The organism is Ascidiimonas meishanensis (assembly GCF_037782385.1).
Taxonomy (GTDB): Bacteria; Bacteroidota; Bacteroidia; order Flavobacteriales; family Flavobacteriaceae; genus Ascidiimonas; species Ascidiimonas meishanensis.
This window is the reverse complement of record NZ_JBBEXD010000011.1, coordinates 56,081-79,512: the sequence shown is the minus strand read 5'-3', so window position 1 is coordinate 79,512 and position 23,432 is coordinate 56,081. Positions and strand designations below refer to the sequence as shown.

The following is a 23,432-nucleotide window of genomic DNA, read 5'->3' as shown; positions in this document are numbered from 1 at the left end:
TTGTTAGAACAAAAGTTCTTGTAGCCATAAATTTTGAAATTTACCTTGTGCATCATACATATCGGCTTGGCGTTTGATATTGAATTTACGGTCTCTTGGATCGTTTCCAACCCCGCTGTTATACATCCAGTTTCCCCAATTACTATGTACGTCATAATCAATAAGCAAACTCTCAAACCAAGCGGCTCCTTTGCGCCAGTCTTCCTGAAGTTCTTTAGACCAAAAACTAGCTACATTTTGTCTGCCGCGATTGCTCATCCATCCGGTATTCAGTAATTCTTTCATGTTGGCATTCACAAAGGGTTCCGCAGTGGTTCCCTGAGTCCAGTTTTTAAAATTCGTCTCTTTTTCATACCATTGGTACTCTTTATGGAGAATACCACCTAAAAAGAAAATTTGATCTCCGTATTTTAAAGAAATATATTTAAAGTAATCACGCCAGATCAATTCAAAAATGAGCCAATAAGTATCTTGATTTTTAACGATTTCTTTTTCAAACCTTCTCACTTCCCAGTAAATAGTACGAGCAGAGATACTTCCATTTGCCAACCAAGCAGATAACTTAGAACTGTAATTTTTCCCAATAAGCCCATTCCGTGTTTTTTTGTAGACTTGGAGTTTTTTGGTTTCCCAGAAGTACTCATTTACACGATGCAATGCTTGGTTTTCACCACCTTTAAAGGGAAATGCAGTACGAGAATCCATTTGAAAAGTTTCAAAACCTAGCGTTTCTAGTGAAGGAATTTTTGTAGTGTTTTCTTTTAAATTGGAAACGGGCATGGTTTCCGCTTCTGGAAGTATTTGTTGCACCAAACTGTATTTTTCACATTTCTTCCTAAATTGCGTAAATACATCGGGAATTCTATCTACAGATTCATAGGGAATGTCGTCTGGATGAAATAAGAATTGATCATAAGACTCACAAAATTCAACCGCCGGAAGTGAAAGTTTAAGAGCATCTGTTACCGCAACCTCTTCAGAAGTCCATTCTTTTTGAAGAAAAATAGCAGAAACCTGATGTTGGTCTACCAAAGTTGCAATATGAATTTCCGGCAACCCTTTAAAGATAAAAATAGAAATGTTAAGCGCTTTCAGTGAAGTCTCTAATTCCGTGATTGTTTCCAAAAGAAATTGGGCACGGAATTTTTCCGTTTTTTTAAACCCATATATGGTATCCTGAAAATGTCTTTCATCAAATACATAAACGGCAATCACATTTTTAAAACCGTCGCATGCTTTTAAAAGTGATTGCTGATCTTGAGTTCGGAGATCATTTCTAAACCAGACTAAGGCTGTTTTATCTTGTTTTTTCGACATTTTTCGCTACAATATTTAATATTTTCCCAGTTCTTCTCCCATTTTTTTCGCCAAGTAAAGGGGAGTCCGCAGGTGATACATATTTTTTGAGGTAAATGTTGTTTTTTAACGCCTTTCATTCAAAAGATTTGGTTTCTTGATCTGGACGTGCATATAAAAAACGATCTAATAACTTGGTTTCTGCATAGCCATCTAATCCATTTACCGCTACCACATTGCCCTTGTCTAATTGCAACCAACCATCCTTGGCTTGTAAAGATTCATCATAGTAAATATGTTCAATAGCGGCTACGATTAGTAAAGTGTCATTTTCAATAATTGGATACTCATTTTTATAAGAGCACCCTATTTTTATGGGGCTTTCTTTTACATAAGGAGCATGAAAACCGTCAAGATATTCCTCAGTCAGTGTTGTTTTAGAGAACTCAGAAACTGTTTCTGCATAACTGGCAGAGGTGTGATGTGCATCTTCAATCATATTTTTAGTCACATGATTTACCGTAAAAACCCCTGTTTTTTTAAAATTCTCGTACGTATGTCTGGGTACTGTTAGCGGTCTCAAAATAAAACCAATAAGTGCAGGGCTGCTTCCTAGGTGTACAAAGCTATTAAAAATAGCGAGATTGGTTTGTTCTTCTTCAGACCGAGTACCAATAAGATTTGCAGATTTATACCCAGTGCAACTATTTACAAAATTGAGTCGGTTAACTTTAGACATTTCCTGGATATCAGATGCGGTAACATGTTTAATCATACATTTATTTTTGTTTAACAAAACTAACATAAAATTAAACAAAATTAAAATATGTGAAGAATAGTGAAGTAATTCTAATTTATTACATTTGTCAAACTTCACAAGTTTAGAGATTAAATTACAGACATATTTTTATGCAACACCCTAAAAACATTGCCATAGTAGGAAGCGGGCTTGTAGGCTCATTATTGGGAATTTATTTAAAGAAAAAAGGCCACGAGGTAACTATTTATGATAGAAGACCAGATATTCGTAAAATCAAATTTTCAGGAAGATCTATAAATCTAGCCATGTCTGTTAGAGGATGGAAAGCGTTAGAGGTAGCTGGCATAAGCGAGACTATCAAAGAAATTGCTATTCCTATGGATAAAAGGGCAATTCATGTTTTGAACAAACCCATGTATTTTCAACCTTATGGAAAAGAAGGAGAGGCTATTTATTCTATTTCTAGGGGATTATTGAATAAAAAGATGATTGATTTAGCCGAAGATGCAGGGGTAAAGTTTGCTTTTGAAAAAAGAGTATGGGATGTAGATTTACCAGAAGCTACCTTATTTACGGGAGAAACACAAAGAAGTGAATGGACTTCTCACAAGCACGATATTATTTTTGGAGCCGATGGTGCTTTTTCCAGAGTACGTCATAAGATGCAACGCCGCAGCCGATTTGATTATTCACAACATTTTTTAGATACGGGTTACAAAGAGTTAACCATTCCACCTAACATAGATGGTAGTCATAAATTAGCTAAAAATGCATTACATATTTGGCCAAGAGGTCGTTTTATGTTTATTGCCCTGCCAAATTTAGATGGTAGTTTTACCTGTACTTTATTTATGCCATTCGAAGGAGAGAACTCCTTTGAATCTTTACAAACCGAAACACAGGTGCAAGCATTTTTTGAAAAGCATTTTCCTTCTATCATAGAAGATATTCCTAATTTAATCAAAGACTTTTTTACGAATCCTACAAGTGCATTGGTTACTATGAAGTGTTATCCTTGGACGTATTGGGATAAGGTGGCATTGGTGGGCGACTCAGCGCATGCGATAGTACCTTTCTACGGGCAGGGGATGAATGCTGGTTTTGAAGATATTAGTGTCCTTAATGAATTTCTGGAAGAATACGGAGACGACTGGGAAAAAATCTTTCAAGAATACCAGCAAGCCCGCAAGCCAAATGCAGATGCCATTGCAGAGCTTAGCTACCGTAATTTTATTGAAATGAGCAGTAAAACGGCAGATGAAAACTTTATTCTTAGAAAGAAAATAGAAAAATGGTTTTCAGAGAAGCATCCAGACAAATGGTTGCCTTTGTACAGCAGAGTTACGTTTACACACAGACCCTACGCTGAAGCCTTACAAGAGGGTGAAAGACAACAGGCAATTATGGATCAAGTGATGCAGTTACCGGATGTTAAAACCAATTGGGAAAACAGTACCGTAGAACAACTTATCTTGAAATTGCTCCAGGAAAACTAGGCTAAAATTGATGTTAGCTAGATAAAGTGAATGGATTTTTTGAGAATATTGACTTGAGGAATAGTAACAGGTTTACCACTAATTTTATTCTGTAATTTTCTTTAGTATATCGAAATACTCTTTTAACTTTCTTAAAATCTGTTCTTCATCTTGGTCAATAATCGTATCCATATGTAAGTAGACACGATTGTTTATTTTTTTTAAGGACTTATTGGGTAACATTTCAATCAATTGATCTTCATATTCAACCCAATCTTTTAGACTCCAAGTGGTTATATAAATTTTAAATTCTCCTAGGGCACTATCTCTAGTTTGTTGGAAACTAGATTCAATTCCAATTTTCGACTTATTGGAATTATATGAATTGAACCCTAAGTCCCAACCTTGCCAGGCCCACCATTCGCTCCCCGTGAGGTTTGATATTTTTTCTTTTAATTCTGATATTTTTTCTTTTTGAATTTTAAGAATTATTTCATTGTGATTAGCATATGAATCAATTAATGAATCAATTTGAGACCTATTATCGAAGAAAAATTCTGAAAGTTTTTTATCTAATGGATTTAATGAATTCATGTTTTCTATTGTTTGGATAAAGTCATACAATTGTATTAAATATTTTTGGTCACAATTAGATATATATTGTCCAATATTATTTTTTATAATCTTAAAGAATTCAGCATATGTTATTGAGATAAAATCATTTTTTCGGATTAACTCAATTTCTTCTTTCTTTGTAATTTTTTTAACCGAAAGGACAAGTTTTATGGTTTTTTCAATACTATATTCTTCCAGTCTTTTTTTATAAATATCAAGCGGATTATGCAGTGACGCCATTATTTTATTTTCAATTCCAATTATAAAATCTGGACTGTAAATAACCAAATCAATTCTTTTGCCATCTGCATTGTCCTCAGTTATAATTCTTATTTGATTTGCTTGATACTGAACATCTTGATAATCGATTAATTCAAAAAGTGAACTAATAAATAAATCTTGAAGCTTGTGTTCTTTTCGGGGGTTGAAGTAAAAGCTTAATATTCTACTGCAAATTTCCTCGAATCTACGATTTGGGTAACTACATATTTCTAAAAATGTAGGTTCAACATTTTTCTTTGGAAGCCTTTCGAATTCATTTAATAAATTAAATACTGTTTCAATTTTCATTGTTCGTTTTGTTCTAATTGGTGGTAACAAACAAAAACACTCATTACCTTTATACCTAAGTATATTTATTCTAGAGGATAAATAAGGAACTGTTATCAAATCTATTTAAAATGAATTTTTTCTATACTTTTTAGTAGAAAATACCATTTTTATAGTTTACAGAAAATACATTAATAATTGACTTCGTCTTCAATCCAAAAAATAGAGGTATTTAGGTTGAAAGCATTACGGAATTCCTCATAAATATGGGAACACAAAAAGTTTCAAAATTGAATCAATCTTTTATCTTTTTGCTTTTCCAGCCTTTCAACTTTTTATAACGAAATTCATGCACTATATTGTCGGGAAAGAAAGCATACTGCAAACATTCAAACGTTAAGCACCACGCAGTGAAGTCCTGAGGCGTAGAATAGATTCCAAATGCTTTGAGAACAGGAGCGGAGGTACGTAGTGACGCAAAGCTTTGGAATTGGTTTTTGACTTAATGGTCAAAAAATTCATAGAGGAAGGCCTACTTTTCTTTGTTTCGTTTCTTTTGTAGGAGCAAAAGAAATGAAAGTAAATCATGTTATTCGGTAAAAACGTTATTTGTGTTGTACTCCTCACAAAATTTACTTGACCCATAACCTGTTTTTTTATGCTTTTAAGTTCGTAAATGCTCACTAGAGCTCACAGCAAGCCGTCTAACCATATTTGTGGTTCCTTAGGTATAATACTAGGGCTAAACAGAAAAACATTTTTTATGTACTGTAGATCAATGATTTATATAAAAAATTAAAGAGGAGTCATTTTTTTATTTTCCGCTTTGGGCATGTTTATCATGATTTGATAAAAAAGCAGAAAAACGATGCCAGTGGTTACAGATACATCTGCCATATTGAAGATCCCGGTTTTAAAAATTCCAATATGGATATAAAAGAAATCGGTTACCGATCCATAAAGCATACGGTCAAATAAATTACCAATGCCTCCGCCAATAATAAAAGCCATTGCAATGGCAAAAGTGTTCTCTAATTTTTTGAAGCTAAATAGATAAATGATTAACCCGAGCAGTGTAATCACGGGTAACCCCAGCAATAAAATACTTTTTAAAACGGGGTGAAAAGAACTTCCAAAGCCAAGAAATGCTCCAGAATTTTCAACCTTGGTTAATACAAAGCTTTTACCCATCAATTCAATATATTCATGAGTGTCAACATTAGAACGCACCCATTCTTTAGAGAATTGATCACAGCCAATGTTTAGCAGAATAAGGAATACTAAGATTATTTTCCGGGAGTATTTGGCGCTCATTTATATAATGTTCACTTCCGTTTCTATATTAATTTGAAAAGTTTCTAATACTTTCTGTTGAATCTGTTTTGCCAAGGCTAGAATTTCTTTTCCACTTGCATTTGCATAATTTACCAATACCAATGCCTGTTTATGGTGAACACCTGCATCTCCATAACGTTTGCCCTTAAAACCACATTGTTCTATAAGCCATCCTGCTGGAACTTTAATAGCCTCTTCTGACACCTTATAGGAAGGAATCTCAGGATACTTGTTTTTTAGTTGCTCAAAAGCAGCGAGAGAGATGACGGGGTTTTTAAAAAAACTACCGCTATTGCCTATTTCTGAAGGGTTTGGTAACTTACTTCTTCTAATGGCGATTACAGCTTCAGATACTTGCTTTATAGTGGGGTTTTTTATCTTTTGATCATCGAGTTCTTTTTCAATAGCCCCATAGGAAGTGTTTACCAAATGCTTCTTATTACTTAGCCTGAAAGTAACGGAAGTAATCACAAAAGCACCTTTATGGCTCTTTTTAAAGATAGAATCTCTATAGGAGAATTGGCAGGCTTCTTTGGAGAAGGTGTGTATTTTTCCATTAGCGATTTCCATCGCTTCACAGCTCACAAAAGTATCTTTTAGTTCTACGCCATAAGCACCAATGTTCTGAATGGGAGCCGCACCCACACTTCCTGGGATAAGTGATAAATTTTCCAATCCGCCATAATCCTGCGCTAAAGTCCAAAGCACAAATTCATGCCAATTCTCTCCTGCGTATGCCTTTATTAGTACATGAGTATCGTCTTGACACACTACCTCTTTTCCATGTAGTTCTAAATGAATCACCAGTGCATCAACGTCTGAAGTGAGTAACATATTACTACCGCCTCCAAGTATGAATTTTTTATCAAATAGAGAGTTAGAGAGCGTCTCCCTAAGTTCACTGATAGTTTTGACAGCAACAAAATGGCTGGCTTTCACATCAATGCCAAAGGTATTGTAAGGTTTAAGAGATATTTGTTCTTGAATTTTCAAAAATTTAATCCTGATATATTTTTAGTGCCTCTTGTAAAATACGAATCGCTTTTAAAAGTCGCTCTTTTTTTAGAACATAGGCAATTCTTACTTGATTTTCTCCCATCCCTGGACTCGAATAAAATCCGGCTGCGGGTGCTACCATGACGGTTTCATCATCATAATTAAAATCTTCCAGTAACCATTGTGCAAACTTATCAGCATTTTTAATAGGAAGTTCTACAATACAGTAAAAAGCTCCATTTGGTTTGGCAACTTTAACACCTTCTATTTTTTCAAGACCTGCAACAAGTACATTTCTACGCTCTACATATTCTGCTATAACATCATCAAAATAAGACTGCGGTGTGTCTAATGCAGCTTCGCTGGCAATTTGAGCAAAGGTAGGTGGCGACAACCTTGCCTGAGCAAATTTTAAAACGGTTTGGATGACTTTTTGATTTCTGGAAACAAGACAACCAATACGTGCACCACACATACTATAACGTTTAGAAACAGAATCTATCATAATAGCATGCTCATCAAGACCCTCTTCTTGTAAAATGGAATAATGTTTTAATCCATCGTAAGCAAATTCTCTATAGACTTCATCTGCCAATAAGAACAGATCATGTTTCTTAACTATGGCGGCTAGTTTTTTAATCTCCTCTTTTGAATAAAGGTAGCCTGTGGGATTTCCAGGATTACAAATTAAAATGGCTTTTGTCTTTGGAGTAATGAGTTTTTCAAAGTCTTCAATAGGAGGTAAGGCAAAATTGTTTTCAAATTTAGATACTACCGGCACAACTTTCACCCCTGATGCGGTTGCAAATCCATTGTAATTGGCATAAAAAGGCTCTGGAATGATAACTTCATCACCGGCATCAGCAATAGAACCCATAGCAAATAAAAGCGCTTCAGAGCCTCCAGTAGTAACTACAATGGCATCATGAGCAACGTTTATATTTTTACTATGATAATATCCGGCCAGCTTTTTCCGGTATTCTTCAGAACCTTCACTACGACTGTACTCAAGAATTTCTATTTTATTATTTTTAATCGCATCTAAGGCTACTTTAGGAGTATCAATATCTGGTTGCCCGATGTTTAAATGATAGACATGTGTACCCCTTTTTTTAGCAGCTTCTGCATAGGGTACCAGTTTACGGATAGGAGATGCTGGCATTTGAGCTCCTTTTCGTGATATTACAGGCATAACAATTTTTTATTTAAGTGTTGCAAAGTTGCAAAATATATTTTACAAAAACCCAAAACAGTAAGGTCATATTGGAAGTTAAATAATGTTAAATAGTAGACCTGCAATAGCAGGCTTTTAGTATATTTAAGTAACCATCCTTAACAAACTAACATACCTTTTTTTGACTGGATTTTTAAAATATCGTTGGCTAATCTTAATGTTTCCATTATTAGTCTTTTCGCAGGCTGCTTTTAAAATGCCCCAAGGGCAATTCAAGGAAAGTATTCGGTTTAAGTTTATTAATAACCTTATTGTAATTCCGGTAGAGGTAAATGGCGTAGAATTATCTTTTGTTTTAGATACAGGGGTAAACAAACCCATACTTTTTAATCTTACGGAAAATGACTCTCTACAAGTGAAAAACGTAGAAGAGATTTACTTACGGGGTCTTGGAGATGGAGAATCGGCATTAGCCTTCCACTCTAAAGGGAATCAATTTAAAATGGGGAAAATCTTCAATAATAAGCAGGATTTGTATGTGGTTTTGGATGAAGAAATTAATTTTTCTCCCAGATTAGGATTTGCAGTACATGGAATTATTGGTTTTGATTTGCTAAAAGATTTTGTGTTAGAGATCAATTATATAACTAAAAAAATTAGATTCTATGAAAAATCCAGATACAAGTACGATCCTTGCAAGAAATGTGAAACCTATCCCATAGAACTCATAAATAACAAACCTTATATAAAATTACATGTAACTGTTGCAGAAAATGTAGAGAAAGAGGTCAATTTGCTTATTGATTCTGGTAGTAGTGATGCTTTGTGGCTTTTTCCTAATCAAGAATTAGGAATTCATATTCCGGAAAAAAGTTTTTATGATTTTTTAGGAAGAGGTTTAAGTGGAAGTATTTATGGAAAACGCTCCAGAGTAAGAGAGCTGCGCTTAGGAAGATTTACCTTGCCAAATGCAAAAGTAGCCTTCCCTGATTCTTTAGCCTTAAAACATATTAAAAATCTTAATAGAAGAAATGGGAGCGTGGGTTCAGAAATTTTAAGGCGGTTTCATGTTATTATAAATTATCAAGATGGAAAAATAACGCTAAGTAAAAACGGCAATTTTAAGGATGCATTCAAATATAATATGAGTGGTATAGAGTTACAGCACAATGGGATGCGTTATGTACAAGGATCCTCTACCAGTGCAAACGGTTTTGTAAAAAATGACAATGATCCAACAGGGACCGTACAAGTATTATTAAGTCAGGATTTTAAATTAACCCTTTTCCCTTCCTTTGAGATTGCAGAAATAAGACCTAATAGTCCCTCTGCAATAGCTGGACTTAAAATTGGAGATGTGGTACTCAGTGTAAATGGTAAGCAAGCGCATAGATATTCTCTTCAGGAGATTGTTGAAATGTTAAATGAGAAACCTGAGAAGAACATTAAGTTGCAGGTAGACCGAAATGGAAAGAAGCTAATGTTTTATTTTAAACTTAAAAAAGTATTGTAAAAAAATTACCCAGCAATTTGCTGGGTAATTTTTTATACATTTTTAATAAATTAATTGTTTTTCATAAGAACACTGCTTACCTGATTAGGATCTAAAACTTTGCCTTTAATTTTCAAAGCAACAGTAGGAGTGTCTGCATTTGAGGTTACCGTAACTGTTTTACGAATGGGTCCTACACGGTTCGTGTCATATTTTACTTCAATGACACCAGTTTGCCCAGGTTGAATAGGTTCTTCTGGTCTTTTAGGAATCGTACAACCGCAACTAGAAGCTACATTGGAAATAACTAAAGGAGTGTTTCCAGTGTTTGTGAATTCAAAAACTCTTACACCATCACTTCCTTTTGCAATCTCACCATAATCTATAGTACTTTCCTTAAACTCAATCTTAGCAACTTTGTCTTGGGCGTTCAGGGCTGTACCTAAGGCAATAAACATTACTAAAGCAACAAATTTTTTCATGGTTTTTAATTTTAAATGAATTGTAAATTAACTAATTTTTGTCTAACATTCAAAATAAACCATATTCCTTTTAATTTATTTGGGATATGGCTACTTTTGCAAACTTATATTCAAAAATCAGACCAAACATGCAAATTCCTTCAAAATATAATGCTGTAGCCGTAGAAAACAAGTGGTATTCATATTGGATGGAACATGGATATTTTCATTCAGAACCGGACGAAAGAGAGGCTTATAGTATCGTAATTCCACCACCAAACGTGACTGGAGTGCTGCATATGGGACATATGTTAAATAACACCATACAAGATGTTTTAATCCGAAAAGCGCGTCTTAATGGCTACAATGCATGCTGGGTGCCAGGAACAGATCATGCTTCCATTGCTACAGAAGCAAAAGTAGTTAAAAAATTAAAAGATGAAGGAATTGAAAAGTCTGATCTCACCAGAGAAGAATTTTTAGAGCATGCTTGGGAATGGACACATAAACATGGTGGGATTATTCTAGAACAATTAAAAAAACTAGGATGCTCGTGTGATTGGGAACGCACTAAATTTACCCTAGATGACAATATGTCTGCTTCGGTAATCAAAGTATTTGTAGACTTATATAACAAAGGTCTTATTTATAGAGGCTACCGAATGGTGAATTGGGATCCGGAAGCTAAAACCACCCTTTCTGATGAAGAAGTTATTTATGAAGAAAAACAGGGATTACTCTACTATATAGCTTATGAGATTGAGGGAAGTAACGAGAAAGTGGTTATTGCCACCACCAGACCGGAAACCATTCTTGGAGACACTGCCATTTGTATTAATCCTGATGATGAAAGATATGCGCATTTAAAAGGTAAAAAAGCAATTGTTCCTATATGTAATCGGGTGATTCCTATTATAGAAGATACCTATGTAGATATTGAATTTGGAACAGGTTGTTTAAAGGTAACACCAGCCCATGATGCAAATGATAAGGCGCTAGGAGAAAGGCATAATCTAGAAATTATTGATATCTTCAATGAAGATGCTACTCTTAATTCATACGGACTTCACTATGAAGGGAAAGACCGATTTGAAGTTAGAAAGGCAATCGCAAAAGAATTAGAGGCTAAAGGATATTTACTTAAAACAGAAAATCACCTCAATAAAGTAGGAACGTCAGAGCGCACCAAAGCGGTTATAGAACCCAGATTGTCTGATCAATGGTTTTTAAAGATGAAAGATCTTGCGAAACCAGCTTTGGATGCGGTTATAAATGGAGACGTGCAGTTAGTGCCAGAAAAATTTATCAATACCTATCGTCACTGGATGGAAAACGTACGGGATTGGAATATTTCCAGACAACTTTGGTGGGGGCATCAAATTCCTGCCTATTTTTTTGGCGATGGAAAAGAAGATTATGTAGTGGCCGAAAATGAAGAGGAAGCGCTAAGATTAGCAAAAGAGAAGTCTGGTAACAATGCACTTTCCCTAGATCAGCTTACGCGTGATAAGGATGCTTTAGATACTTGGTTTTCTTCTTGGCTATGGCCTATAAGTGTCTTTAATGGCATTTTAGAGCCAGACAATGAGGAGGTAAACTATTACTATCCAACGAACGATTTAGTGACTGCACCCGAAATTTTATTTTTCTGGGTAGCCAGAATGATTATTGCCGGATATGAGTACCGCGGCGAGAAGCCTTTTAAGAATGTATATCTTACCGGAATTGTACGTGATAAGCAACGAAGAAAGATGTCTAAGCAGTTGGGGAATTCTCCAGACCCCTTAGATCTTATAGAGAAATATGGGGCAGATGGTGTGAGAGTTGGGATGCTTTTAAGTTCGCCTGCGGGGAACGATTTGATGTTTGATGAAGATCTTTGTAAGCAGGGAGCCGCTTTTTCAAACAAAGTATGGAATGCTTTTAGGCTGGTAAAGGGCTGGGAAGTTTCTTCATCTATAGAACAACCGGAATCTGCTAGCTTAGCTATTGATTGGTATACATCCAGATTTAATGAAGCATTAGAGTGTATTGAAAGTGATTATAATAAATATCGTATTTCAAATGCCTTAATGGGAACTTATAAGTTAATTTGGGATGATTTTTGCTCCTGGTTATTGGAAATGGTGAAACCACCTTATCAACAGCCCATAGATCAAGCTACCTACAATGCGGTTATTGGCCTTTTTGAAGATAATCTAAAAGTGTTACATCCATTTATGCCATTCTTGACGGAAGAAATTTGGCATTTAATAGCCAAAAGAACTCCTGAGGAAGCGCTAATTGTTGCAAATTGGCCGCAAGCTAAGCGCATAGATCAAACGTTGCTAGCAGATTTTGAAATTGCCTCTGAAGTGATCTCCGGTATTAGAACTATTCGAAAAAATAAAGGAATTGCTTTTAAAGAGTCCTTGAGTCTACTACTTCTTAATAGTGAAGGAGTGTCTGAGAGGTTTCATTCGGTAATTGCCAAGCTTGGCAATCTCAGCGCTATTGAAAACATAAGCGAGAAACCCTCTGGGGCTTTATCTTTTAGGGTGAAATCTAATGAATATTTTATTCCGGTTGAAACCGCAGTAAATATTGAAGAAGAAATTGCTAAACTCAAAGAAGAGCTCAACTATACGGAAGGCTTTCTTAAATCGGTTCGTGGTAAATTATCTAATGAACGTTTTGTAAACAATGCTCCGGAAAAAGTGGTGGAAATAGAGCGAAAGAAAGAAGCAGATGCCTTGGCTAAAATTGAGATGATTAAAGAAAGCTTAGCGGGGTTGAAGTAGTACTTGACATTCAACTTGCGTTATGTTTTGTTAATTAGATGAATTGTTTAAGAAATATATTTTTCCACCAAATCAATATATTTCTGTTTGGCTTCATCCTCTGTCACATCTTTTGCTTGAAAGAGGGCATTTGTTTTAAAGGCATTTATTAAGGGCTTTCGGCTTCTGGGGTTTTCAAAATTTTTATTTGCGATTTTGTAGTACGCATAGAGTCGCAAAAGAATATCTGCGGGTAAAGGGCTGTGATATTCATTTACCTTGTCTACAGCTTCGTTAAATTTGATATCCAATAATGTATCCTTTTCCATCATTATTTGGCGATAACATCTATGCCGCCTTTTACTTTTTGATTGAGTTGAACGGTTATTTCGGCATCTAAAGGTAAAAATACATCTACCCGAGATCCAAATTTTATAAAACCACTATCAGCGCCCTGAGCTGCGGTTTCGCCTTCAATGGCGTAGTTTACGATTCGTTTTGCCAATGCACCAGCAATCTGGCGGTACAGAACAGCTCCAAAATTTTTATTTTCTACAACCACCGTAGTTCTTTCGTTTTCTTCAGAGGCTTTTGGATGCCATGCAACTAGATACTTACCAGGGTGGTATTTACTATAAATGATTTTACCTCCAATAGGAAACCGAGTAACATGCACATTTATGGGAGACATAAAAATACTCACTTGCCTTCTTTTTCCCTTAAAAAATTCTTTTTCTTCCACTTCTTCTATTACCACTACTTTTCCATCAACAGGAGCTACTACAGTGGTCTCATTGATAAATAGAGAACGTTTTGGATTTCTGAAAAATTGTAAGATCAATATCAAAAAAATCAATGCTGCAATTTGTATTCCCAGGCGCAGCCAAGTGATATCAATGAAGTAAAAAGCGCACAATGATACAATGATCACGAACAGAAGTGAAAAAGTAATTATTTTATGACCTTCTTTATGAAACATAACCAAATATTTGTAAAGTTAAATAAGCAAAAGGTGCTGCAAAGACTAAACTATCAAGTCTATCTAAAAGCCCACCATGTCCTGGTAATATTGCTCCGCTGTCTTTAACACCAGCCATTCTTTTGAATTTAGATTCAACAAGATCTCCAACAGTACCTGTTACTACCACAACAATGGCTAGAACAAACCACTGTAATAGTGAAAGATCATTATGGTATCTAGACAAGACATACGCTGCAATTAATGCAAAAAAAACACCTCCTGCAAAGCCTTCTATTGTTTTCTTTGGTGATACTGAAGGGAAGAGTTTATTTTTCCCCAAAGTTTTCCCTACTAGAAATGCAAAAGAATCATTTACCCAAATCAAAACAAAAATACCAATAATCAAAAATTTTGAAAAATGATATTCGTAATACGGAATCATTGTTAAAAATATACAGCCAGTACCAATATAGAATAGACTGATGGTGAATCTTGCAGTATTGGAATATTTAGGAGTTTTTTTTCCAAACAATTCACTTAATAGAAAAAAGTTGGTTAGTATAGTAGCGGCTAGTAATAATAAGGCTAAAGATTTTTTTTGATGGAAATCTTCAATTAAGTAAATAAACAACCACCAAAGTCCTAAAAAGGCAAGAAATATATAATAACCACTTAATTTAATAAGTTTTTTAAATTCGTAAAGGCAAACTAGACCAAATACCAGAAATAAAAAATTGAACGCTTGTGTATTTAGCATTACCGCAGCCAGTAATAAGAAAACATACAATATACCAGTAATAGATCGCTTGAAGAGTTCTTTCATATTATAAATCTTCCAGTAGCAACAAATATAAGTTTTTCGCACTACTTCCATAAGAAAGAAAGTCTTTTTCGTCTTTTACGTCAAAGTGTTTTATGGTAGTTATATTGGTTGGGATTTTTTTACCGCTTTCATTTTTGATACGTTGTAGTCCTTCGCCAATAGTGTCAATAAGTTGACTGGTAGTGGATAGCACCACAAAATTATCTGGAAAATCAGGAAGTTTTAATTCTCCAATTTGATTAGAACTTATTAAAATAGCGCCCATATCTGCTACTAAATTTTCACATCCTGTAAGGAAAAAAGCAGCTTTTCTTGGGTTTTTAATATAATTTAAACTGAAACTTTTAAATTTTTTACGTAATCCTGTGTCATTGCAAAACACATCCGATTTTTCCCAGGAATTTTCACAAAGTATATTATGAAAACTTTCGCTTAATTCTTCTAAGGAGTCACAATAAATAAATTTACCACCATTTTTTTTAAAATTGATGGTAAATTTTTCGTCTACCGGAAGTATAATTTCCGGCATATATTTACTTCTTTCTATTGGGTTAGTTCCAGAAGGAGCTTTGTTCTTCTTGTTGCCAAATAGTTTTTTAAGAAATTCACTCAACATTTGGGACGAATAGAAAATTTAAGTATAGAATTAAACGGTACTACTAAGCTAACGAAATTTTTTATTAGCCTTTACATTTCTGTTAAAAAATTAACAATATGACAATTAACCTTCTATAGTTTTTTCTTCTTCCTCTTCTTCTTTATCAAAAGGTCTTTTTCCAAAGATTTTCTCAAGATCATCTTTAAAAATTACTTCTTTCTCTAATAAACGCTCTGCTAATTCTGTGAGTTTATCTTTATTATTTTTCAAAAGTTCAACCGCGCGCTCGTATTGTTCTTCTATAATTCCTGAAATTTCCTTATCAATTGTCAACGCAGTTTCTTCACTATAGGGTTTGGTAAAACCATAATCCCCTTGCGCGCTTGAATCATAATACGTAAGGTTTCCAATTTTATCATTAAGGCCATAAATGGTAACCATCGCTTTTGCTTGTTTTGTGACTTTTTCAAGATCACTTAATGCACCTGTAGAAATTTTATCAAAAATTACCTTTTCTGCAGCTCTACCACCTAATGCTGCACACATTTCGTCCAACATCTGATCTGGTCTAACAATTAATCTTTCTTCTGGTAAATACCAAGCAGCCCCCAGAGATTGTCCCCGTGGGACTATAGTAACTTTCACCAATGGAGCCGCATGCTCAAGCATCCAACTTACAGTTGCATGGCCAGCTTCATGATAAGCAATTGTCTTCTTTTCACCTGGAGTAATTATTTTATTCTTCTTTTCAAGACCACCAACTATTCTGTCAACAGCGTCTAAGAAGTCTTGACGATCTACCGCTTTTTTACCATTACGCGCTGCAATAAGTGCAGCTTCATTGCATACATTGGCAATATCTGCTCCTGAGAAACCAGGGGTTTGTCTGGCCAGAAAATCCATATCAAGCGCTTCTGAGGTTTTGATAGGTCTAAGATGAACTTCAAAAATTTCTTTACGCTCTCTTAAATCTGGTAAGTCTACGTAAATCTGACGATCAAATCTACCCGCTCTCATCAATGCCTTGTCTAAGATGTCTGCTCTATTTGTTGCGGCAAGAACAATTACATTCGTATTGGTGCCAAAGCCATCCATTTCGGTTAGTAACTGATTTAACGTATTCTCTCGTTCGTCATTAGAACCTGTAAAATTATTTTTACCTCTTGCACGACCAATGGCATCAATCTCATCAATAAATATAATAGCTGGAGACTTATCTTTTGCTTGCTTAAAAAGGTCTCGAACTCTAGAGGCTCCCACCCCAACAAACATCTCTACGAAATCAGAACCTGAAAGAGAGAAAAAAGGAACTTTGGCTTCTCCTGCAACGGCTTTTGCGAGCAAAGTTTTACCTGTTCCTGGAGGGCCTACTAACAAGGCACCCTTTGGTATTTTACCACCTAAAGAGGTATATTTATCCGGGTTTTTAAGAAACTCTACAATTTCTTCTACTTCTTCTTTTGCTCCTTCAAGACCCGCTACATCTTTAAAAGTAACTCTTGTGTCTAGTTTTTCATCAAAAAGCTTTGCTTTAGATTTTCCAATATTAAATATTTGAGCACCAGCGCCACCGCCACCTCCACCAGACATTCTTCGCATCAGAAAAATCCAAATACCTAGAATTAATAAAAATGGGAGTATGAAACTTATAATTTCAGCGAAATAATTTGATTCCTGTTCATATTGAATTACAGTATCTAAATTATTCTCCGAAATGGTTTTTTTAATTTCATTTTCAAAATTTTGAAGATCCCCAAACTCAAGTTCATAACTAGGGATTTTCGCATTTGAAGGAATGAGGGTTTTATTATCAATACCCTTGTGTTCTTCTTTTTCTAACGCTTCTTCTTTAAGAAATACTTTTGCATGTCTTGTATTAGTGATAATTTTAATTTCTGCTACATCCCCATTTTTAAGAAATTCTTGAAGTTGCAGCGGTGTGGTTTGAGTTAGTTTTTGCCAACTACTACCTCCTGAGAAAAATTGAAATCCTATGATGATTACCAAAATTACCGCATAAATCCAGTAAGAACTGAATTTCGATTTTTTATTTGGGTTAGTGTCTTTTGCCATTAAACTATAATAAAATTAATAATTGCTTGGGATAGATGTTACTTTAGCATCTCCCCAAAGTCCTTCAATATCGTAAAATTCTCTGATGTGTTTTTGGAATACGTGAACTACCACATTTACATAATCAAGTAATACCCATTCCCCATTGCTTTCTCCTTCAACATGCCACGGTTTATCTTTAGTCTCCTTACTTACCGTTTTTTGAATTGAATTGACAATTGCATTAACTTGAGTGTTAGAAGTACCATTACAAATGATAAAATAGTCGCAAACCGTATTTTCTATGTTTCTCAAATCCAGAATACTTATGTCTTTTCCTTTAACCTCTTCGATTCCTTTTAAAACAAGTGATATTAATTGATCTGCACTACTTTTTTCTAATGCCATTAAATTTCTTTATTTTACGCAAAGTTATTACTTTTTTGTTTCTTATTCCTTTAGAATTAACATAAGATTACAGAATAATCCATATTGTATAACCACATGATAATCAAACTTAATGCCATTGATTCTACAAATGCTTTTTTAAAGCGGTTAATTCAAGAAAAAAAACTGCAAGATTATACCGTAGTTACTGCTAGAAAACAAACAGAAGGAAGAGGGCAGATGGGATCTCTTTGGCAAACGGAACCAGATAAAAACTTGATAACTAGTGTGTTTAAGAAAGTTTCATGTTTAAAAACAGGCGCACATTTTTTTCTAAGTATGGCGGTTTCTTTGGCTGTTGTAAAAACATTAGAGCATTTTGAAATTCCAGATTTAAAAATAAAATGGCCTAACGACATTTTGTCAGCAAATAGAAAGATTTGTGGTATTTTGATAGAAACATTTATCAAAAATGGTGTCATGGATACTGCAATAATAGGAGTTGGACTCAATGTAAATCAATTAAATTTTCAAGGATTGAAAGCGGTTACCTCTATGAAAATGCAGGCGAATAAAGAGTTTGATGTAGAAGAAATTAGAGATCAACTGCTAGCGCAACTTAGATATTTTGAAAAAATGTACACGCAGGAGAATACACAGATTAAATTAAAAGAAATCTATTTGTCTTATTTATTTCGCATTTTTAAACCTTCTACTTTCGAAAATAAAAAGGGTGAACGGTTTATGGGGTTTATTCAAGGTGTAACACCAAGTGGAAAACTAAAAATTCTTTTAGAAGACGAAATAGAAGAGGATTTTGATATTAAGGAAGTGAAATTACTTTATTAAGATTTTTAGAGATTACCCATCTTTTCAGAAAGAGTCTTAATGAAACTAGTGATAGGCCCTTTTATCATCATGGCCATCATGGCATTGAATTCTCCTTCAAAAGTAAGTTGCGCTTCAGAAGAACTACTGTCTATCTCTTTAATGTCTGCCGTAAGGTTAAATGGAATTTTATCACTGGCAGCACCTAATACTATCTTATGGAAAGGATGCTCTTCTTTTAGCTTCAAGATTATTTCTGGCATGCCTTTAAGGGCAAATACAAATTTACCTTCTTCTAATACTTCAAACTTACTAATATTCTCAGGCATTAAGGTTTCAAAATTTTTTACATCTATCAGGAAATTGAAAAGTTCTTCTGATGATTTATGAACTTTTGTTTTTGGGCTTTCTAGCTGCATTTTTTGAATTTTAAATGTTATTTGGTGTCCATTCGGATGGATTAATACGCCAATTATTCAGTGTGTTAAGCTCGTTTTCTTGGATATAGTTAGTGCGTACTGCTTGCTCTAATAAATAAGTGTAATCTGAAAGCGTAATCAATTTTACATCATTTTCTGTAAAGCTTGTTTCGGAAATAGTAAATCCGTACGAAAATATGGCAATCATTCCTTTAACTCTTGCTCCAGCATTTTTTAAAGCAGCTACTGCGTTCAAACTACTTTTTCCAGTACTTATGAGGTCTTCTATTACTACTACATTCTGACCAGCTTCCATAAAGCCTTCAATCTGATTTTGTCGCCCGTGTTTTTTAGGCTCTGGTCTTACATAAATAAAAGGGAGTCCTAAATACTCAGCAACAAGCATGCCTATGCCAATTGCACCCGTAGCTACTCCAGCTATAATATCTGGCTTTCCAAACTCTTGTTCTAATTGTTTTGCTATGTTTTCACGAACAAAATTACGAATAGGAGGGAAAGAAAGTATAATTCTATTATCACAATATATAGGCGATTTCCAACCCGAAGCCCATGAAAAAGGATTTTTGGTATTTAATTTTATTGCATTAATTTGCAATAAAAGTTCTGCTGTTTTTTTAGCGGTATCTTTATCTAAAACCATACTGCAAATGTATAAAGTTTTTGTAAACGACCATCCTATTATTTTAACAAACGAGATTACAAAAGAGAATGATCATAATTTATTCCTTATAGATACCGTAAATATTACCGATGTTGTAAAACAACTTAACCATGGGAAAATCAAGCAAGCTCATTTTTATCATCCGGATTCTGACTTGCTTTTAGAGAAATTAAAAAAGCGTCTGCCGTTAGTAATTGCTGCTGGAGGTTATGTGATAAATGATCAAAAAGAGGTGCTTTTTATTTTTAGAAATGGCAAATGGGATTTACCTAAGGGAAAATTAGATAAAGGGGAAACCATTCCAGATGCGGCAATTAGGGAAGTAAAAGAGGAAACAGGTGTTAAAAAGCTAAAAATTAAGTCTTTGTATAGAAAAACGTATCATCTTTTTAAGCGTAATGGAGTGCTCAAATTAAAGGAAACGTACTGGTACAAAATGCGTACTTCTTACAATGGAAAACTCACACCTCAATTGAATGAAGGTATAGAGAAAGTAGTTTGGAAAAATGCTGAGGAAGCCAAACAAGCACTTTCTAATTCATATCAAAATATTGTTGATTTATTTGATTTTTAATTATTCTTTAATTTTAGGAATTCTGAAGATTGGGTAGGTCATATGTTCTTTTTCATAATGGGGCGATCTTTTATAAACCCACTCTAACTGTGCATACCAACTATTGGCAAAAACAGTATCATTTTTTTTCTTTTGAAGAAAAGATGTATTTAAAACAGAATCGTTTTGAAGGATTTTTAATGCTTCATCTTCGAAAACATAAGGTGAAAATCCTTCTTTTTGTTGCAAAACAGTATCAAAAAAATTCCAATTAAAAAAACTATCTGTAGCTTGAGGTTCCAAAGTTTCTAGTAAATACCTTAGGGCAGGCTGTGCTGTTTCTACTACTAAATCTCCTTTTCTTAAATGGATACTGTCTATGATTTTGGTAACCTTTGTGTTGAAATGCGGATAGTGGCCTTCATAAGGCTGCGAGGCCGTCTCAAACGCAGCAATCTTATATACTTCTGCCTGTATAATGGTGTCTGTCTCTATTTCATTAAAGGAAACTCCATTGGCCTCTAATCTTTGTTTTATCTTATACCAGCCTTTTGGAATAAGATATGCGTAAGGGATCTCAATACTATCTGATGGGATAAAATAGTTTTCATATTTTACTGTTTTTTCAAAAGGGCGTGACCTATCATATAAGAGCCTAGATAGCCCTGTAACCTCACTAGCTAGAGTGTCTACTTCATATCCTTTGAATTTGATATTGGTAAATTGAGTAGTATCTTTAATCCATTGTATGGGATAGTACTGCATTTGTATCCATTTCTCATTGCCTGATCTTTTTAGCGGAGTAAGGGTGTCTTTATTTTTTTCAACAATTTCAATAGTACTTTTAAGCAGCTCATACGTACCCATAACTCTTTTTTTATAAGGTTTAAGCATATGGGTCTCTACCATTAGGCCAAAAGTATTCCACAAAGATGCATATCCGGTAGAATAACGCGGGAAATCCATGAATTGAGAAAAACCTACTTCTGGAGGACGATTAAAGACATTAACATAAGGAGTGATATCCCATTGTTTTGCTGCCAATGAGTCTTCTAATTCTGGCATTAAACGTTTGTGAAGATAACTTCCAGAATTTCCACCAAGTTTATTGTGTTGTGTAAATAGGTGGGTAAGTGTATACTGGTAGTCAGCACCATTACTTACATGGTTATCAATAAAAACATCTGGCTTTACTAAATGAAAAATTTCAGCAAAAGAAAAGCTATTTTGGGTGTCACCTTTTATAAAATCTCTATTGAGATCATAATTTCTGGCATTCCCTCTAAATCCATATTCTTCTGGTCCATTTTGATTAGATCGGGTGGTGGAATTTCTATTTAAAGCGCCTCCAATATTGTATATAGGTATAGTAACTAAAACAGTTCTTTTGGGAGGGGTGATTTTTTCTGTTGCCATATCTCTAAAAAGCATCATAGTTGCATCAATTCCGTCGCTTTCACCTGGATGAATACCATTATTGATAAGAATGATGGCATTGCGCTCTCTAATCTTAGCAAAGTTAAAATTACCTTCTTTATTATAGGTTACAATATGCAAAGGCATACCACTATCTGTAAGCCCCATAGTCTGAATATTTATTTCAGGAAATTCTCTTGCTAATTCAATGTAATAATCAATTACTTCTTGATAGGTGGGAGTCTGTTTTCCATTACTGGTTTCAAAAATGGTAACAAAACTTTCTTCCTGCGTTAACTCCTGATTTTTACAGGATACTAGTAATAGCAAGAGCATAAGAATTGAAATAAGGTATATTTTTTTAGGCGCAAACATCATTTTATGGTCTAAGAGTGTCAAGATTCTTTGATCTTTAAGAAGTATAAAAAATAAAAAACAATTTATATATAGCCTGTAAATGTACTAAATATCATTTTCAAATTGGGGGTTAACTGCTTTGAAATGTACGTAGTAGTGAGAATAGAATGATTTAAGAATCTTTAGAAATTTTGGTTGGTAGAGAATGGGAATAAAAACTCGGTTTTAATTCATACCAATTATTACTTTGTTAGCTATAACTATTACATCTTTTTGTTTGAATTGATTTATAAGTTTTATTTTATAAGCGAGATTTCAGAAAGTTTACAAGTTATATGACCACTTAATCAGTTCATAAATATTTAAAAATTAACGGAATATGTTTTTAGAAACATTGGATAAGATTTTTTTTGGATAACTCATTCGATAAATAATTGAACAACTAAATAAAAACTTTAAATCATAGTATTATGGATGATGAAAAAAAACCGCCAGCGGATGATAAGAAAAAAAAAGGACAGCCTAAAAAAAAGGTGACTTTTAACACAAGTGTAGAGGACAATGAAGGAGGAAAAAAGAATTTAAAAAGGAGTAAAAGAAAAAAGAAGGAAGCCCCTAAAGAAAGGTGGAATCCTACCGTGGTTAATGCTAGAGCTGAGCAGAATGTAGCAAGAGCTTCTAGTAACACTGCTGCTGCGGATAATGCCGCACAAAATGCACCAAGACCGGTAAGAAGAGGTTCAGGTAATGCAGCCGTAGCAAGTGCCCAACCAGTGATGAATGAACCTCCTAGCAATCTGAATGCCGCTATGAGCGCAGGAACGGCACGTACAGAAACGGCGGCTCCATCAAGACCAGTAAGAAGAGGTTCAGGTAATGCTGCTGTTGCAAGTGCTGCACCAGTGAAGGAACCTCCTAGTAATCTGGATGCTGCTATGAGCACAGGAACGGCACGAACAGAAACGGCGGCCCCATCAAGACCTGTAAGAAGAAGTTCGGGAAATGCTGCTGTAGCAAGTGCCTCAACACCTATGGAGGTGGATACAACTACGGCAAGTCAGCAAAGAGATGTGATACCAACCCCAAGAGCGAGAAGAGCCTCGGCAAATGCTGCTGACCCTTCACCCGCTGCTGCAAGCATGCCAGACATGAGTGCGCCAGGTGGTACTATTTATGAAAATTTTACGACAGCGATGAATCAAAGTCAGTCCCTAAGTGGTGGAAGTGCTCATGGGGTTGCAGGTGAAAGAGCTGCTAGCAAAAAAGCAACCGTAAAGAAAAAAGGAACCAAGGCTAAGAATAAAAGTGACAGAAGACCAACAATGTAAAATTGTTTACTGAAATTTAGCAAGCAAATTTGATAAACAACACTTTAATCAATATAGTTTGTAGATGGTTGTTTTATTAAGTGGGAAGTTTTGATAGCCTAAAAACTTCCAGTAGT

23 protein-coding genes are annotated in these 23,432 nt (G+C 34.7%); 6 read left to right on the top strand and 17 right to left on the bottom strand.

The genetic code is table 11. The features are described 5' to 3' along the window. Positions 1-3 precede the first annotated feature (3 nt). Genes WBG07_RS16720 through WBG07_RS16710 form a run of 3 tightly spaced genes read right to left on the bottom strand, consistent with a single transcriptional unit; the run spans position 4 to position 2,071 of the window. On the bottom strand, positions 4-1,317 hold the full coding sequence (locus WBG07_RS16720) for a DASH family cryptochrome (protein WP_340202903.1): 1,314 nt from the start codon (positions 1,315-1,317) through the stop codon (positions 4-6). Further along, a complete protein-coding gene (locus WBG07_RS16715) occupies positions 1,287-1,436 on the bottom strand; it encodes a DUF2256 domain-containing protein (RefSeq protein WP_340202901.1) in 150 nt (49 codons plus the stop codon). The genes WBG07_RS16720 and WBG07_RS16715 overlap by 31 nt, the downstream gene beginning before the upstream one ends. Next, a complete protein-coding gene (locus tag WBG07_RS16710) occupies positions 1,433-2,071 on the bottom strand; it encodes a flavin reductase family protein (RefSeq protein WP_340202899.1) in 639 nt (212 codons plus the stop codon). The genes WBG07_RS16715 and WBG07_RS16710 overlap by 4 nt, the downstream gene beginning before the upstream one ends. 134 nt (positions 2,072-2,205) lie before the next feature. On the opposite strand from WBG07_RS16710, the gene WBG07_RS16705 reads away from it, so the two are divergent. Beyond that, positions 2,206-3,552 (top strand): FAD-dependent oxidoreductase, encoded by a 1,347-nt coding sequence (locus tag WBG07_RS16705; RefSeq protein WP_340202897.1) that lies wholly within the window; start codon positions 2,206-2,208, stop codon positions 3,550-3,552. Positions 3,553-3,636: 84 nt separating this feature from the next. Here the strand turns inward: WBG07_RS16705 and WBG07_RS16700 are convergent, their stop codons facing one another. The 4 genes from WBG07_RS16700 to WBG07_RS16685 all read right to left on the bottom strand — a co-directional run bounded on the left by WBG07_RS16700 (position 3,637) and on the right by WBG07_RS16685 (position 8,218). Next, on the bottom strand, positions 3,637-4,716 hold the full coding sequence (locus tag WBG07_RS16700; RefSeq protein ID WP_340202895.1) for a PD-(D/E)XK nuclease family protein: 1,080 nt from the start codon (positions 4,714-4,716) through the stop codon (positions 3,637-3,639). Positions 4,717-5,490: 774 nt separating this feature from the next. Further along, complete coding sequence (gene lspA, locus WBG07_RS16695) at positions 5,491-6,009, bottom strand: signal peptidase II (protein WP_340202894.1); 519 nt, start codon at positions 6,007-6,009, stop codon at positions 5,491-5,493. After that, a complete protein-coding gene (gene murB / locus WBG07_RS16690) occupies positions 6,010-7,023 on the bottom strand; it encodes a UDP-N-acetylmuramate dehydrogenase (protein WP_340202893.1) in 1,014 nt (337 codons plus the stop codon). A gap of 4 nt (positions 7,024-7,027) precedes the next feature. Continuing rightward, a complete protein-coding gene (locus tag WBG07_RS16685) occupies positions 7,028-8,218 on the bottom strand; it encodes a pyridoxal phosphate-dependent aminotransferase (protein ID WP_340202891.1) in 1,191 nt (396 codons plus the stop codon). Between the two features lie 199 nt (positions 8,219-8,417). Between WBG07_RS16685 and WBG07_RS16680 the strand changes: the two genes are divergently transcribed. Continuing rightward, on the top strand, positions 8,418-9,713 hold the full coding sequence (locus tag WBG07_RS16680) for a PDZ domain-containing protein (protein WP_340202890.1): 1,296 nt from the start codon (positions 8,418-8,420) through the stop codon (positions 9,711-9,713). Positions 9,714-9,763: 50 nt separating this feature from the next. Here the strand turns inward: WBG07_RS16680 and WBG07_RS16675 are convergent, their stop codons facing one another. Beyond that, entirely contained in the window at positions 9,764-10,174 is a 411-nt protein-coding gene (locus WBG07_RS16675; RefSeq protein ID WP_340202888.1) for a DUF1573 domain-containing protein, read from the bottom strand. Between the two features lie 128 nt (positions 10,175-10,302). On the opposite strand from WBG07_RS16675, the gene WBG07_RS16670 reads away from it, so the two are divergent. Continuing rightward, positions 10,303-12,933, top strand: coding sequence for a valine--tRNA ligase (locus WBG07_RS16670; protein ID WP_340203035.1), 2,631 nt, complete (start codon positions 10,303-10,305; stop codon positions 12,931-12,933). A 47-nt stretch (positions 12,934-12,980) separates the two neighbouring features. Here the strand turns inward: WBG07_RS16670 and WBG07_RS16665 are convergent, their stop codons facing one another. The 6 genes from WBG07_RS16665 to rsfS all read right to left on the bottom strand — a co-directional run bounded on the left by WBG07_RS16665 (position 12,981) and on the right by rsfS (position 17,754). After that, positions 12,981-13,244, bottom strand: a complete 264-nt coding sequence (locus WBG07_RS16665; RefSeq protein ID WP_340202887.1) for an acyl-CoA-binding protein — start codon at positions 13,242-13,244, stop codon at positions 12,981-12,983. Further along, positions 13,244-13,891 (bottom strand): phosphatidylserine decarboxylase family protein, encoded by a 648-nt coding sequence (locus WBG07_RS16660; RefSeq protein ID WP_340202885.1) that lies wholly within the window; start codon positions 13,889-13,891, stop codon positions 13,244-13,246. Before WBG07_RS16660 ends, WBG07_RS16665 begins: the two co-directional genes overlap by 1 nt. Further along, complete coding sequence (locus WBG07_RS16655; protein WP_340202883.1) at positions 13,881-14,696, bottom strand: phosphatidate cytidylyltransferase; 816 nt, start codon at positions 14,694-14,696, stop codon at positions 13,881-13,883. The genes WBG07_RS16660 and WBG07_RS16655 overlap by 11 nt, the downstream gene beginning before the upstream one ends. Position 14,697: 1 nt before the next feature. Further along, entirely contained in the window at positions 14,698-15,312 is a 615-nt protein-coding gene (locus WBG07_RS16650) for an LUD domain-containing protein (RefSeq protein ID WP_340202882.1), read from the bottom strand. 105 nt (positions 15,313-15,417) lie between these two features. Then, positions 15,418-17,367 (bottom strand): ATP-dependent zinc metalloprotease FtsH, encoded by a 1,950-nt coding sequence (gene ftsH / locus WBG07_RS16645; protein ID WP_340202881.1) that lies wholly within the window; start codon positions 17,365-17,367, stop codon positions 15,418-15,420. Between the two features lie 15 nt (positions 17,368-17,382). Further along, entirely contained in the window at positions 17,383-17,754 is a 372-nt protein-coding gene (gene rsfS / locus WBG07_RS16640; RefSeq protein WP_340202880.1) for a ribosome silencing factor, read from the bottom strand. Between the two features lie 96 nt (positions 17,755-17,850). Here rsfS and WBG07_RS16635 point away from each other — a divergent pair, with 96 nt between their 5' ends. Beyond that, positions 17,851-18,582, top strand: coding sequence for a biotin--[acetyl-CoA-carboxylase] ligase (locus WBG07_RS16635; protein WP_340202879.1), 732 nt, complete (start codon positions 17,851-17,853; stop codon positions 18,580-18,582). 5 nt (positions 18,583-18,587) lie between these two features. Here WBG07_RS16635 and WBG07_RS16630 read toward each other — a convergent pair whose 3' ends face one another. Both WBG07_RS16630 and pyrE read right to left on the bottom strand, forming a co-directional pair. Next, positions 18,588-18,980, bottom strand: a complete 393-nt coding sequence (locus WBG07_RS16630; RefSeq protein ID WP_340202878.1) for an SRPBCC family protein — start codon at positions 18,978-18,980, stop codon at positions 18,588-18,590. A gap of 10 nt (positions 18,981-18,990) precedes the next feature. Then, positions 18,991-19,641 carry an orotate phosphoribosyltransferase gene (pyrE, locus tag WBG07_RS16625; protein ID WP_340202876.1) on the bottom strand — a complete coding sequence of 217 codons (651 nt, stop codon included), beginning with the start codon at positions 19,639-19,641 and terminating at the stop codon, positions 18,991-18,993. Positions 19,642-19,648: 7 nt separating this feature from the next. On the opposite strand from pyrE, the gene WBG07_RS16620 reads away from it, so the two are divergent. Then, on the top strand, positions 19,649-20,236 hold the full coding sequence (locus tag WBG07_RS16620) for an NUDIX hydrolase (protein WP_340202874.1): 588 nt from the start codon (positions 19,649-19,651) through the stop codon (positions 20,234-20,236). Here the strand turns inward: WBG07_RS16620 and WBG07_RS16615 are convergent, their stop codons facing one another. Continuing rightward, complete coding sequence (locus WBG07_RS16615; RefSeq protein WP_340203033.1) at positions 20,237-21,967, bottom strand: M14 family metallopeptidase; 1,731 nt, start codon at positions 21,965-21,967, stop codon at positions 20,237-20,239. A gap of 491 nt (positions 21,968-22,458) precedes the next feature. On the opposite strand from WBG07_RS16615, the gene WBG07_RS16610 reads away from it, so the two are divergent. Beyond that, positions 22,459-23,316: a hypothetical protein gene (locus tag WBG07_RS16610; protein ID WP_340202873.1), complete on the top strand. Its 858-nt coding sequence runs from the start codon at positions 22,459-22,461 to the stop codon at positions 23,314-23,316. Positions 23,317-23,432 lie beyond the last annotated feature (116 nt).

Coding starts and splice junctions, on each gene's coding strand:
- WBG07_RS16720 (WP_340202903.1), bottom strand. CDS start 1,317: ATGTCGAAAAAACAAGATAAAACAGCCTTAGTCTGGTTTAGAAATGAT.
- WBG07_RS16715 (WP_340202901.1), bottom strand. CDS start 1,436: ATGAAAGGCGTTAAAAAACAACATTTACCTCAAAAAATATGTATCACC.
- WBG07_RS16710 (WP_340202899.1), bottom strand. CDS start 2,071: ATGATTAAACATGTTACCGCATCTGATATCCAGGAAATGTCTAAAGTT.
- WBG07_RS16705 (WP_340202897.1), top strand. CDS start 2,206: ATGCAACACCCTAAAAACATTGCCATAGTAGGAAGCGGGCTTGTAGGC.
- WBG07_RS16700 (WP_340202895.1), bottom strand. CDS start 4,716: ATGAAAATTGAAACAGTATTTAATTTATTAAATGAATTCGAAAGGCTT.
- lspA (WP_340202894.1), bottom strand. CDS start 6,009: ATGAGCGCCAAATACTCCCGGAAAATAATCTTAGTATTCCTTATTCTG.
- WBG07_RS16685 (WP_340202891.1), bottom strand. CDS start 8,218: ATGCCTGTAATATCACGAAAAGGAGCTCAAATGCCAGCATCTCCTATC.
- WBG07_RS16680 (WP_340202890.1), top strand. CDS start 8,418: ATGTTTCCATTATTAGTCTTTTCGCAGGCTGCTTTTAAAATGCCCCAA.
- WBG07_RS16675 (WP_340202888.1), bottom strand. CDS start 10,174: ATGAAAAAATTTGTTGCTTTAGTAATGTTTATTGCCTTAGGTACAGCC.
- WBG07_RS16670 (WP_340203035.1), top strand. CDS start 10,303: ATGCAAATTCCTTCAAAATATAATGCTGTAGCCGTAGAAAACAAGTGG.
- WBG07_RS16665 (WP_340202887.1), bottom strand. CDS start 13,244: ATGATGGAAAAGGATACATTATTGGATATCAAATTTAACGAAGCTGTA.
- WBG07_RS16660 (WP_340202885.1), bottom strand. CDS start 13,891: ATGTTTCATAAAGAAGGTCATAAAATAATTACTTTTTCACTTCTGTTC.
- WBG07_RS16655 (WP_340202883.1), bottom strand. CDS start 14,696: ATGAAAGAACTCTTCAAGCGATCTATTACTGGTATATTGTATGTTTTC.
- WBG07_RS16650 (WP_340202882.1), bottom strand. CDS start 15,312: ATGTTGAGTGAATTTCTTAAAAAACTATTTGGCAACAAGAAGAACAAA.
- ftsH (WP_340202881.1), bottom strand. CDS start 17,367: ATGGCAAAAGACACTAACCCAAATAAAAAATCGAAATTCAGTTCTTAC.
- rsfS (WP_340202880.1), bottom strand. CDS start 17,754: ATGGCATTAGAAAAAAGTAGTGCAGATCAATTAATATCACTTGTTTTA.
- WBG07_RS16635 (WP_340202879.1), top strand. CDS start 17,851: ATGATAATCAAACTTAATGCCATTGATTCTACAAATGCTTTTTTAAAG.
- WBG07_RS16630 (WP_340202878.1), bottom strand. CDS start 18,980: ATGCAGCTAGAAAGCCCAAAAACAAAAGTTCATAAATCATCAGAAGAA.
- pyrE (WP_340202876.1), bottom strand. CDS start 19,641: ATGGTTTTAGATAAAGATACCGCTAAAAAAACAGCAGAACTTTTATTG.
- WBG07_RS16620 (WP_340202874.1), top strand. CDS start 19,649: ATGTATAAAGTTTTTGTAAACGACCATCCTATTATTTTAACAAACGAG.
- WBG07_RS16615 (WP_340203033.1), bottom strand. CDS start 21,967: ATGCTCTTGCTATTACTAGTATCCTGTAAAAATCAGGAGTTAACGCAG.
- WBG07_RS16610 (WP_340202873.1), top strand. CDS start 22,459: ATGGATGATGAAAAAAAACCGCCAGCGGATGATAAGAAAAAAAAAGGA.